Raw genomic sequence first — 11,750 nt, 5'->3', positions numbered from 1 at the left:
ATTCCGCTCGCGTTTCGCATGGAAACGGCTGAAAAATTTGTACGATTCTTCCGTCGGCGAACCGATCCACACCCTTCGGCCGCATGCGTCCGTCGGCCATCCAGTCAGATGCGGCCGGTCTGTCCGGGCGCCGTGTCCGGTTCTTTTTCGCGGACGGGGGCACCCCATCCCCCTCCGGCCACCCATCGGTAGCCCGTCAGTAACCCGTCAGTAGCTCGCGTCCATCGGATCGTCGCCGAAGAGGGCCTCGCGCTCGGCGTGCGTGGTCGTCCGCGAATCCAGCCAGCCGTACGGCAGGTGGACCTTCTTGGCGAAGCGGACGCGACCGCGCGGCTTGTCGACGACGCGCTCCGGCAGCGTCGTCTCCGGACCGACTTCGTCAAGCGTGGCCGCGATGACGGCGTCGAGCCCGGCGAGGCTGTCGCATTCCATGAACGCCTTGCGCACCTTGCCGCCGACCGGATAGCCCTTGAGGTAGCAGGCGACGTGCTTGCGCATGTCGCGCACGGCCATGTTCTCGTCGCCGTCGTAGAACTCGGTCATCAGCTCGGCATGGCGGCGAATCGTCGTGCAGACCTCGGCCAGTGTCGGGTTGAATCGTTCGCTGCTGCCGGCGAACAGGTTCTTCAGGTCGCCGAACAGCCACGGCCGCCCCTGGGCGCCGCGACCGATGGCGACGCCGGCGCAACCGGTCTGCTCGACCATCGCCTGTGCGTCATCGGCGCCCCAGATGTCGCCGTTGCCGAAAACGGGGATGTCGAGCTCGTCAACGAGTTCGGTGATCCGGCTCCAGTCGGAATGGCCGCCGTAGTATTCGGCCGTCGTGCGGGCGTGCAGCGTGACGGCGGCGCACCCCTCTTCCTGCGCGATGTGGCCGGCCTCGTGAAACGTCTCGTGATCGTGGTCGATGCCAACGCGGATCTTCGCGGTGACCGGAATGTCCTTTTCGCCGCACACCTCGACGACGCGGCCGACGACCTCTCCGAACAGGTCGGTCTTCCACGGCAGTGCCGAGCCGCCGCCGCGCCGCGTGACCTTCGGCACCGGGCAGCCGAAGTTCAGGTCGACGTGGTCGGCCATGTCGTTGTCGACGACGATTCGCGCGGCCTGTTCCATGATCGCCGGATCGACGCCGTACAGCTGCAGGCTGCGGATCTTCTCCGTCGGCGCGAACCTGCACAGCCGCAGCGCCTTCGGGTTCTTCGCCACGAGTGCGCGGGCCGTGATCATCTCGGCGACGTACAGGCCGTTCGGCCCGTATTCCTCACACAGCACGCGGAACGGCCAGTTCGTCACGCCGGCCATCGGCGAGAGGACGACCGGCGTCTTCACCTCGATGTCGCCGAGCATGACCGGCTTGAGCGCCTTCGTCGGGTCGCCGGCCGGCTTCGCGTCGGTGCGCGGATCCAGTACCGTCGTCTCCTCCCGCTCGTTGAGTACCGTCTCGGCTCCCTTGTGGCTCATGGGATTCCTTTCCCTGGAAAAAGCTCCCTGGAAGGGAGCTGGCCGCGAAGCGGCCTGAGGGTCGACCGCCGATGCCGCCGCAAGGCGGCGAGAGCGCGCTGGAAGTGAACGATTCCCGCGAAATTGGAGTTTCGTGGTGACGGTGCCTTCCATCGCGCACTCGTCGCTTCGCGACGTCGTGCGGTCGACCCTCAGTCTCGCTCCGCTCGACAGCTCCCTTCCAGGGAGCTTTTGACGTCAGTACAGGCCGCCGGCTTCGGCGATCTTGACGGATTCCGGCCACGCCTCGCCGCCGAGGGATTCCGGCTTCTGCGGGACGCGGGTGCGCTTGTCCTCGATGCGGGCGCGGACGTAGTCGGCGACCTTGTCGAGCGAGACGCGCTCCTGGGCCATCGTGTCGCGTTCGCGGATCGTGACGGCCTGGTCGTCGATCGTGTCGAAGTCGACGGTGATGCACAGCGGCGTGCCGATCTCGTCCTCGCGGCGGTAGCGGCGGCCGATGGCGCCGGCCTCGTCGTAGTCGATCATCCAGTCGTTGAGTCGCAGGTCGGCCGCGAGGTTCTGCGCGATCTCCTGCAGCTGCGGCTTCTTGGACAGCGGCAGCACGGCGGCCTTGACCGGGGCCAGGCGCGGATCGAGGCGCAGGACGGTGCGCTTGTCGACGCCGCCCTTCGTGTTCGGCGCCTCGTCGACGTCGTAGGCGTCGACGAGGAACGCCATCAGCGAGCGGGACAGGCCGGCGGCCGGCTCGATGACGTACGGAATGTACTTCTCGCCGGTGGCCTGGTTGAAGTAGGACAGGTCCTCGCCGGAGTGGTTGGCGTGGGCCGACAGGTCGAAGTCGGTGCGGTTGGCGACGCCCTCGAGCTCGCCCCAGTCGGAGCCCTGGAAGCCGAACTTGTACTCGATGTCGACGGTGCGCTTCGAGTAGTGGGCCAGCTTCTCCTTCGGGTGCTCGTAGTGGCGCAGGTTCTCCGGCTTGATGCCGAGGTCGAGGTACCACTGCGTGCGGGCGTCCAGCCAGTACTGGTGCCAGGCCTCGTCCTCGCCCGGGGCGACGAAGAACTCCATCTCCATCTGCTCGAATTCGCGGGTGCGGAAAATGAAGTTGCCCGGCGTGATCTCGTTGCGGAAGCTCTTGCCGGTGTTGGCGATGCCGAACGGCGGCTTCTGGCGGGAGGACGTCATGACGTTCTTGAAGTCGACGAAGATGCCCTGGGCCGTCTCCGGACGCAGGTAGTGCAGCGAGTTCTCGTCCTCGACCGGGCCGAGGTTCGTGCGCAGCATCATGTTGAAGTCGCGCGGCTCGGTCCATTCGCCGCGGGTGCCGCAGTTCGGGCACGCGATGTCCTTGAGGCCGTTCTCCGGCAGCTGGTCGTGATGCTTCTCGGCGTACGATTCCTCGAGCTTGTCGGCGCGGTTGCGCTTGTGGCAGCTCAGGCACTCGACGAGCGGATCGTTGAAGACGGAGACGTGGCCGGAGGCAACCCAGACGGCGCTCGGCAGGATGATCGACGTGTCGACACCGACGACGTCGCCGCGGGTGACGACCATCGAGCGCCACCATTCGCGCTTGATGTTGTCCTTCAGCGCCACGCCGAGCGGGCCGTAGTCCCATGCGGAGCGGGTACCGCCGTAGATCTCGCCGGCGGGGAACACGAAGCCACGGCGCTTCGCCAGGGAGACGACTTCATCAAGTTTGGAAACAGCCACAATGCACCTTCTGGATTGAACGGTTTGGGTTTGAATTAGACAGTCCACCACACTACCGCAACGTGCCTACACTCTCCCGCGCCCTTTTCTGCCGTCACCACCCCGGGCTTATGTAACGACATGAAGAGGGACGGGATGACATGCACGGAAGCATGTCCGTTCCGGGTACTGGACGGCGACGGGCGAATCGTCGCCGTCCTCCCCTAGGCTCGGGAAACTGCAGGGGAGCTTGCGAGCCAAGCTGAGATCGGCAGTCGCCGGGACCCTTCGAACCTGTTGGCTAACACCAGTGTAGGGAGCACTCATGGGCACCACGAATAGCAATGCCATCCAATCCGCCATTTCTTCCGTCGCCGGCAATCTCGCCGCCGACGATCCGCTGCGCCTGCGCATCCGCGACGCCGCCGCGGCCGTGCGGGACACCACGCCGCTCGCGCAGTCGTTCACGAACTTCGTGACGATCAATTTCGTCGCGAACGCGCAGCTCGCCGCCGGCGGCACCGCGGCGATGAGTTTCCTCGCGAGCGACATCGTCGACATCGCCGCCATCTGTGGCGCGACGTACGTCAACGTCGGCACGCTGCTGCCGTTCTACCGCCACGCGCTGCGGGAGATCACCGCCGCCTTCGCGGAAACCGGCCACCGCTGGGTGCTCGACCCGGTCGCCGCCGGCCTCGGCGCCGACCGCACCGCCATCCTGACGGACATGCGCGCCACGCCGCCGACGATCGTGCGCGGCAACGCCTCCGAAATCATCACGCTCGCCGCGATGTGGGAACTGCCGGTCGACGACGACAATGACTTGGACGATTCGCGCGATTCGCGGCCGAACGGCGTCGAGTCGGCCGACGACGTCGAGTCGGCGCTCGGCGCGGCGAAGGCGCTGGCGCGATTCCTCGCGTCGAAGACGCCCGACGGCGAGGCGGCCGTCGCCGTCTCCGGCGCCGTCGATCTCGTCACCGACGGCGAGACCGTCTACCGGCTGCCCGGCGGCTCGGCGATGATGACGAAGATCACCGGCGCCGGCTGTTCGCTCGGCGGCGTGACGGCCACGTACCTGTGCGTCGCCGATCCGCTGGCCGCCGCGCTCGGCGCGTCGCTGCTGTACAACCGCGCCTCCGAGCGCGCCGCCGCCACGAGCGACGGCCCCGGCACGTTCCAGCAGCATTTTCTCGACGAACTCTGGAAGGTCTCCCCCGCCGCCATCGCCTCCGGCGACATCGTCGCCGAGTGACCCGGGGGAAAGCTCCCTGGAAGGGAGCTCCGGCCACGATTAGGAATTCATCGGCGTAGATTGAAGGACTATGACCATGAGAAATTCGTTTGATCTTTCCGCCTACTTCGTCGTCGGGCCGCAGGATTGCGGCGGCCGCGACGTGGCCGACGTCGTCGGCCAGGCGCTCGACGGAGGCGCCACGTTCATCCAGTTGCGCGTCAAGCCCGGCGACGTCGCCGACATCGTGCATGACGCCGGCAGGATCGCCGACGAAATTGCCGCCCGCAAGCTGCAGGACAAGGTCGCTTTCGTCATCGATGACCGCGTCGACGCGGCCTACGAGGCGCGCGCCAACGGCGTCAAGGTCGACGGCGTGCACATCGGCCAGGACGACGTCTCCCCCGTCATCGCGCGGCAGCTGCTCGGCCCCGACGCGATCGTCGGCCTGTCGGCGAAGACGCTCGCCGAAGTCGAGGCCGCCAACGCGCTGCCGTGCGGCACCGTCGACTATCTCGGCGCGGGTCCGCTGCACGAGACGGCGACGAAGCCGGACTGCATCGTCACCGACGCCGACGGTTCCACGCACACGCTGGACGCCGCGAGAATTGACGCGCTGTGCGCCGCGTCGGACTATCCGGTCGTCGTCGGCGGCGGCGTCAAGCTCGCCGACCTGCCGCTGCTCGCCGGCACGCGGGCCGCCGGCTGGTTCGTCGTCTCGGCGATCGCTGCGGCCGCCGATCCGGAAGAGGCGACGCGCGAGCTCGTGCTCACGTGGCGCACGCTGCGGCCAGCATCGGCCGACAATGCGGACCAGGTCGCGACGGAAGAATCGTGCACGAAGACGACGACGCTGCCGGCCGTGCTGACGGTCGCCGGCACCGATTCGTCCGGCGGCGCCGGCATTCCCGCCGACATGAAGACGATGATGGCGAACGGCGTGTTCGCCGAATGCGCCGTCGCCGCGATCACGGCGCAGAACACGACCGGCGTGCAGGCCGTCGCGAACGTCGAGCCGGCGATCATCGGCGCGCAGATCGACTCCGTCTTCGCCGACATCCCGCCGGCCGCCGTCAAGATCGGCATGGTGAGCACGGCCGCCGCGATCGGCGCGATCGCCGACGCGCTGGAGCGCAACCACGCGACGAACATCGTCGTCGACCCGGTCATGGTCGCGACGTCCGGCGCGAAGCTCGTCGACGACGACGCCGTCGCGGCGCTCACCGAGCGGCTGTTCCCGCTCGCCGCCGTCATCACGCCGAACATTCCGGAAACCGAGGCGCTGTGCGAGCTGATCGGCGAGCCAGTCGAGATTGTCGACGAGGCGACGATGGTCGCCGCCGGCCGCCGCATCGCCGGCCGCTTCGGCTGCGCCGTCCTCGTCAAGGGCGGCCACGGCACGAAGGACGCCAACGACGTCCTCGTCGAGCTGGACGATTCCCGCGGGACCGGCGGCTCCGAGACTGCCAGCGCGGCCGCTACCCGCGAGACGTGGTTCCACGGCGAGCGCATCGACAATCCGAACACGCACGGCACCGGCTGCACATTGTCGTCGGCCATCGCGTCGAACCTCGCGAAGGGGCTGGCATTGCCGGATGCCATCCAGGCCGCCAAGGACTACCTGACCGGAGCCCTGCGCGCCCAGCTCGACCTCGGCGCCGGCAGCGGCCCGATGGATCACGCCTGGGCGTGGCGGGAACCACGGACTTCGCAATCGTCCGCGGCGAAGTCCGCGCCGAAGAGTCCCGACGACGAGTCGTACGTCAACACCGTCGGCGCCGTCGCGATCGCGCCGAGCGGCGTCGGCGAGGAGCTGGACGAATACGTCGCCGAAGTCGTCCGCGCGATCCGCGAGTCCGGCCTGCCGAACGAGACGAACGCGATGTTCACGAACCTCGAGGGCGACCTCGACGACGTCCTGCGCACGGTCCGCGACGCCGCGATGGTCCTCGCCAGCGAAGGCCACCGCACCCAGGTGACCCTCAAGCTCGACATCCGTCCGTCCTTCCGCGGCCAGCTCGCCGAGAAAGTCGCGAAGGTGAACAGGCTGCTGGGCTGATACAACCTGATACAGGCAATCCCCTGGAAGGGGATCGATGAGCGCGACCTCTCGGCTCGCTTCGCTCGCCGATCCCCTTCCAGGGGATTATTTGATGCTCCTACTCCAGCCCGATCGAGGCGAGGTGGTGGAGCTTGATGTCGCGGAAGGCGGCGGTGCCGGATTCGGCGACGAGGCGGATGGCGCGGTGGCCGTCGGACGGGTACGAGTAGGACGACAGCACCTGGCGGCCGCCGTTGACGTAGACCTCGACGGAGCCGCGGTCGATGAACAGGCGCAGGTCGATCTTGCCGGCGGCGAGCTCGGCGCCGGACAGCGGCGCCGTGCGGTAGCCGCGGTCGCCGCGGGCGGCCGCGCCGCGGTCGAGGACGATGCGGCCCATCTGCGCGTCGAAGGCGAGCGACGTGTACGCGCCGTCGTCGGTGCAGTGGAAGCGGATGCCGGCGCGCTCGGCCGTCGTGTCGGCCAGGTCGAGCGTCAGTTCCAGCTCGACGGCCTCGGCGTCGTCGGACAGCGTCATGGTGCCGTTGACGCCGAGCTCGACGTCGCCGTAGTGGAACGAATCGTTACGCAGCGCCTCGATCTCGCGGGCCGGCGGCGTGACGATGTCGCCCTCGGCGCCGATGCGGATCTCGCGCGGCAGCGTCAGCTGGCCGCTCCAGCCGTCGTCTTCCGACGGGATCGGGTCGACGAACTGGCTCATCCAGCCGTACATCAGTTGGCGCGGCTCGCCGCACGGATCGTCCTTGCCGGTGGCGAACGACTGCGGCGCGTAGAAATTGTGACCGCAGTCCCACAGGCGGAAATCGGTCTCCGGCACGAACCGCTCGCCCGGCTGCCAGGTGCCGATCATGTAGCCGGCGTTGCTGACGTTGCGGTTCATGAAGCCGTTCGGCTTCGCGCCCATCGCCGAGAAGCCGATGACCCACTTCTCGTTGCCGTCGGCGTCCTTCAGCGGGAAGAAGTCCGGGCACTCGAGCATGAAGACGTCCGGATCCGGATGCTCGAACAGCACGCCGTCGTAGTTCCAGGAGACGAGGTCGTCCGACGTGAACAGCCACATCTGGCCGCGGCCTTCCTTCGACGAGACGCCGAACGTCATGTACCAGCGGCCGTCGGTCTTCCAGACCTTCGGGTCGCGGAAGTGGTGGTCGACGCGGTCGATCGGGCAGTCGATGACCATGCCGCGCTTCGTGAACGATTCGAGCGTCTCGTCGTCCGGCACGGCGAGCATCTGCACCTGCCAGTCGCCGCCGGTGTTGTCGACGCCGTTGGCCCAGCGATGGCCGGTATAGAACATGCGCAGCTTGCCGTCGTCGTCGATGACGGCGGACCCGGAGAAGACGCCGTCCTTCTCCTGCTCGAGGCTCGGCGCGAACGTGACCGGCTCGCGGCGCCAGTGCAGCATGTCGGCCGAGGAAACGTGGCCCCAGTGCGGCGCGTCCCACTTCACGCCGAACGGGTTGAGCTGGTAGAAGACGTGCCAGCGGCCTCCGAAGTAGGACAGGCCGTTCGGGTCGTTGATCCAGCCGGCCTGCGAGGCGATGTGGAACGCCGGGTACCAGCGGTCGCGGCGGCCGGCGGCGAGCTTCTCGAGGCTGCTTTCGGCGCGGCCGAGCAGCTCGCTCTCGTCGGCGATCGGCGTGAGGACGGGGACGGAAGGAGTGAAGGTCGTCATTGGTCTTGCTTTCCTGTCATTGGTTGGTCGGTTTTTCGATATTCGGTACGATTCGCGCGTGGCGGCCCGGTCCCCGCCCGCGGTCCGGACCGGGTTGGCGGACCGGACCGCGGCGCGGGAATCGTGCCAAGTTGTCATGAACGACGCGAGGCGACTGCGCTACGCGAGCACCTTGTCGGCGCGGTCGAGCGGGATGACCGGACCGGTGCCTTCCGGCTCGAGGTTGGCCTCGATCTCGTCGCGGCGACGGCGGTCGGCATCGGTGAGGAACGGGTCGCCGTCGACCTGCTCGTTGTCCTTCTTGATGACGAAGAAGCCGTAGATCGTCGCGAGCAGCACGATGGCGCTGATCGTCAGGAACGTCGTGCGATCGCCGAAGCGGTCGTGCAGCATGCCGAGCGGCGTGGAGAAGACGACCTGGCCGATCTGCGAGGCGATCTGGAAGCCGACCATGTACAGCGTGGCCGACAGCTTCGGGTTGAAGTGCAGCGTGAAGTAGCGGAACGCCGGCAGGCAGAACAGCGGGACCTCGATGGCGTGGAACATCTTGACGACCGAGATCATGACGGCGTCGTGGAAGATGCCGCACAGGCCGATGCGCAGGAACATGACGGTGGCCCCGAGCAGCAGCGCGTTGCGCACGCCGATCTTGCGCATGATGATCGGCACGACGCCCATCATCGCGGACTCGCAGAAGACCTGGACCGAGTTGAGCGCGCCGTAGACCGAGTTGCCGGTGGCTTCCGAGGCGAACAGCGAGGCGTAGTAGGTCGGGAACATCTGCTGGTCGAAGACGGTGTAGAACGTGTTGGTCAGCAGCATGAAGACGATGAGCACCCACAGTGCCGGCATCTTGAGTACGTGGCCCATCTCGCGCAGCGTCGGGTTCGTCTTCGGGGCGTTCGGGTCGGCAGCTTCCCTGAGCGCTTCCTTCTGCTCGGCCGGGTACCAGGTCAGGTAGACGACCAGCATGCCGATGCCGAACGCCGAGCCGAGCCAGAAGTTGATCATCGGGTTGACGTTGAAGACGAGGCCGGCGACGAGCGCGACGATCGCGTAGCCGAACGAACCCCAGGCGCGGGACTGGCCGTATTCGAAGCCGAACCTGCGGCTATAGCGTTCGGTGAGCGCCTCGATCAGCGAGCAGCCCGCCATGAAGCCGGCCGACAGCACGACCGAGCCGAGCAGCGCGGCGAGCATCAGGTTCGTCTGCATCAGCGGCGCGTAAACGAACTGGACGAACGGGCCGACCAGCGCGGCGATCGCGGCGATCGCGATCACGAGCTTGCGCTTGATGCCGAGCTTGTCCTGCATGAGGCCGTAGCCGAACATCAGGATCAGCGTGGCCAGCGAGTTGATCGAGTAGACGGTGCCGACTTCGGCGCCGTTGAGTCCCATCGTGTTGAGCCAGCGCTGGAAGAAGGACCACCAGATGCCCCACGAGCAGAAGAACAGGAAGATGCCGAACGAGCTCTGCATGTAGGAGGGGTTGTGCCAGATCCTCGGAGCCGGAGCGTTGCCGGCGTTACCGGCGTTGCCCGGAGCCGGGTTGCCGGCGGCGGGGGTCGTCGTGGAACGTGCCATGATAAAAACCTCGTCGTTTCTGAAAATGGACTTCGGCGGTACCCGGAAGGCAACCACCTGGAACGAATGAATATTCACGCCGCGGTGCGTTGTCCGGCAATCGAAGATGGAAACGTCCCGGAGCGAAACATTTCCGATTGACCGGTGGTGATCACTATAAGACGTTAATCGTGTAACGTCAATCGATTAACACGCTGGCGTGTCGCCATTTGTGAACGATTCGCAACGACAGGCATGTCCGCCTCCGTCCAAATCGTTACAAACCGTTCATTCCCAAGCAGAGCGGGGCGATCAGTAACATTTCCGGCCCGAAAAACGTTACAAACCACCCGTTCCGAGACAGAACGGGCGATCAGTAACGTCTCCAGCCCCCGAATCGTTACAAACCGTTCATCCCCAAGCAGAGCAGGGCGATCAGTAACATTTCCAGCCAAAAAAACGTTACAAATCACCCGTTCCCAGACAGAGCAGGGCGATCAGTAACATTTCCAGCCCAAAAAACGTTACAAATCACCCGTTCCAAGACAGAACGGACGATTCGTAACGTTCTCGATCACTGTCCGGCGGCGGGGGCGACGGATTCCTTGTCGATCAAGGTGCAGTGGATCTTGACATCGAGAGATCCGGGAGCCGTCGAGGCGGACGAATCGTTCCCGTCGTCGTCCGCCACCGGCCACTCGAGCGGGGGCAGCGGGGCCGTCATCGCGGGGGCGTCGGCGACGGAGAGTTCGCGGCCCTCGACCATCGAGATGAGCTGGAGAGCGGCCCAGTAGCCCATTTCGTAGTGCGGCAGCTCGATCGTCGTGAGCTGCGGCGACAGTGTCTCGGCGAGCACGCGGTGATTGTCGACGCCGACGACGCTGATGTCGCGGCCGATCTCGAGGCCATGCCGCGCGGCCTGCTCGTAGACGTAGAGAGCGCGCGAATCGTTGAAGCAGAAGAAGCCGTCGGGCTTGACTTCCTCGAACAGCCGGGCGACGGCGGCCAACGCGGCGCCGTTCGTGCCGACGTTGCACTGCCACGCCGGGTCGGGCGTGACGCCGCGGTCGGCGAGCGCCGCCAGGTAGCCGGCGAGGCGGCCGGCCTGCGCGACGGTCGGGTCGGCCGCGAGCGACCCGGCGTTCGCCACGGCGTCACCGTTAGCCATCCCGGCCGCGCCGCCGTCGCGCGCCGCCCCGACCGCACCATCGACGGCGTCCCCCGCCGCAGTAGTCGCGCCATTATCGTTTGCGGCGCCGATCGAGTCGTCGTCGGCCGCGAAGCCGATGTAGGCGATGCGCCGGCAGCCGGCGTCGAGCAGGCGGCTCGTCGCGTCGTAGCCGATGCGGAATTCGTCGGGTTCGATGGACGGGAATCTTCGGGATGAATCGTTGCCGCCCTCCTCTGCCGTTCTCTGCGAGGCGTCGACGATGACGAGCGGATAGTCGTCGAGCGACTCGGGAATGTCGACGCGCCGGTTCGACATCGTCGAGTAGAAAAAGCCGTCGACGCCGTAGCGCTTGAGCGCGTCGATTTCGTCGCGCATCGTCGCGGCGTCGTCGGCGCTGACGGTGAGCAGCATGTAGCCGTGCCGCCGCGCGGCGTCCTGCGCGCCCTGGATCATGCCGCCGGCGTACGGCGTCGTCGCGACCTCGACGCTGATGAAGCCGAGCATGCGGCTGCGATTCGTCCGCAGCGAGCGCGCGATCGCGTTCGGCCAGTAGCCGAGCTCCTCGGCCGTCCGGCGCACATGCTCGGCGAGCGCCGCCTTGACGCGCCCCTTGTCGCGGCCGTTGAGCACGAGCGAGACGGTCGCCGTCGAGACGCCGACCGCCGCCGCGATTTCCTTCATTGTCGTCATGGTTCCCACCCTATTACCGAGGAGTGCGCAACTGATTTTCCCGCATCGAGAAAGTACTTGTTCAGTTTATTCTCAGCAGGAGTGGGGGGGGGGGGGGGGGGGGGCGGGGGGGGGGGGGGGCCCCCGGGGGGGGGGGGGGGGGGGGGCGGGGGGGGGGGGGGGCCGCCCGGGGGGGCGGGGGGGGGCCGCCGGGGGGGGG

General features: G+C 67.0%; 7 protein-coding genes, 2 pseudogenes and 1 riboswitch. Of the genes and pseudogenes, 4 read left to right on the top strand and 5 right to left on the bottom strand.

Going from position 1 to position 11,750, the window contains the following annotated elements; translation table 11 throughout:
* Nucleotides 1-207: 207 nt before the first annotated feature.
* Together dusB and F6S87_RS05285 are read right to left on the bottom strand one after the other, a co-directional pair.
* Nucleotides 208-1,464, bottom strand: a complete 1,257-nt coding sequence (gene dusB, locus F6S87_RS05290; RefSeq protein WP_163227625.1) for a tRNA dihydrouridine synthase DusB — start codon at nucleotides 1,462-1,464, stop codon at nucleotides 208-210.
* A gap of 237 nt (nucleotides 1,465-1,701) precedes the next feature.
* A complete protein-coding gene (locus F6S87_RS05285) occupies nucleotides 1,702-3,177 on the bottom strand; it encodes a glycine--tRNA ligase (RefSeq protein WP_163227624.1) in 1,476 nt (491 codons plus the stop codon).
* A gap of 211 nt (nucleotides 3,178-3,388) precedes the next feature.
* Nucleotides 3,389-3,492: riboswitch (TPP riboswitch) on the top strand.
* On the opposite strand from F6S87_RS05285, the gene F6S87_RS05280 reads away from it, so the two are divergent.
* The 4 genes and pseudogenes from F6S87_RS05280 to F6S87_RS08870 all read left to right on the top strand — a co-directional run bounded on the left by F6S87_RS05280 (nucleotide 3,482) and on the right by F6S87_RS08870 (nucleotide 6,449).
* Entirely contained in the window at nucleotides 3,482-4,411 is a 930-nt protein-coding gene (locus F6S87_RS05280) for a hydroxyethylthiazole kinase (RefSeq protein ID WP_163227623.1), read from the top strand. Its footprint overlaps the riboswitch before it by 11 nt.
* 70 nt (nucleotides 4,412-4,481) lie before the next feature.
* A pseudogene (locus F6S87_RS08880) lies at nucleotides 4,482-5,105 on the top strand (thiamine phosphate synthase); the annotation flags it as partial.
* 138 nt (nucleotides 5,106-5,243) lie between these two features.
* Nucleotides 5,244-6,086 (top strand): annotated as a pseudogene (thiD, locus tag F6S87_RS08875) (bifunctional hydroxymethylpyrimidine kinase/phosphomethylpyrimidine kinase); the annotation flags it as partial.
* Nucleotides 6,063-6,449, top strand: a complete 387-nt coding sequence (locus F6S87_RS08870) for a thiamine-binding protein (RefSeq protein ID WP_196779139.1) — start codon at nucleotides 6,063-6,065, stop codon at nucleotides 6,447-6,449. The pseudogene thiD and the gene F6S87_RS08870, both read left to right, overlap by 24 nt.
* A gap of 100 nt (nucleotides 6,450-6,549) precedes the next feature.
* Here the strand turns inward: F6S87_RS08870 and F6S87_RS05270 are convergent, their stop codons facing one another.
* From F6S87_RS05270 to F6S87_RS08755, 3 genes are all read right to left on the bottom strand, one after another.
* Nucleotides 6,550-8,127, bottom strand: a complete 1,578-nt coding sequence (locus F6S87_RS05270) for a glycoside hydrolase family 32 protein (RefSeq protein ID WP_163227621.1) — start codon at nucleotides 8,125-8,127, stop codon at nucleotides 6,550-6,552.
* Between the two features lie 159 nt (nucleotides 8,128-8,286).
* Nucleotides 8,287-9,711 carry an MFS transporter gene (locus F6S87_RS05265; protein ID WP_163227620.1) on the bottom strand — a complete coding sequence of 475 codons (1,425 nt, stop codon included), beginning with the start codon at nucleotides 9,709-9,711 and terminating at the stop codon, nucleotides 8,287-8,289.
* Between the two features lie 553 nt (nucleotides 9,712-10,264).
* On the bottom strand, nucleotides 10,265-11,551 hold the full coding sequence (locus F6S87_RS08755) for a LacI family DNA-binding transcriptional regulator (protein ID WP_163227619.1): 1,287 nt from the start codon (nucleotides 11,549-11,551) through the stop codon (nucleotides 10,265-10,267).
* Nucleotides 11,552-11,750 lie beyond the last annotated feature (199 nt).

Source organism: Bifidobacterium choloepi, from assembly GCF_010667615.1.
Lineage (GTDB): Bacteria > Actinomycetota > Actinomycetes > Actinomycetales > Bifidobacteriaceae > Bifidobacterium > Bifidobacterium choloepi.
The sequence above is the reverse complement of the archived record's forward strand: the minus strand, read 5'-3'. Positions and strand labels throughout refer to the sequence as shown.

Bases quoted from the DNA above. Each gene is read 5' to 3' on its own strand.
- F6S87_RS08870 (WP_196779139.1), top strand. From the start codon at position 6,063: ATGGATCACGCCTGGGCGTGGCGGGAACCACGGACTTCGCAATCGTCC.
- F6S87_RS05265 (WP_163227620.1), bottom strand. From the start codon at position 9,711: ATGGCACGTTCCACGACGACCCCCGCCGCCGGCAACCCGGCTCCGGGC.
- dusB (WP_163227625.1), bottom strand. From the start codon at position 1,464: ATGAGCCACAAGGGAGCCGAGACGGTACTCAACGAGCGGGAGGAGACG.
- F6S87_RS08755 (WP_163227619.1), bottom strand. From the start codon at position 11,551: ATGACGACAATGAAGGAAATCGCGGCGGCGGTCGGCGTCTCGACGGCG.
- F6S87_RS05270 (WP_163227621.1), bottom strand. From the start codon at position 8,127: ATGACGACCTTCACTCCTTCCGTCCCCGTCCTCACGCCGATCGCCGAC.
- F6S87_RS05280 (WP_163227623.1), top strand. From the start codon at position 3,482: ATGGGCACCACGAATAGCAATGCCATCCAATCCGCCATTTCTTCCGTC.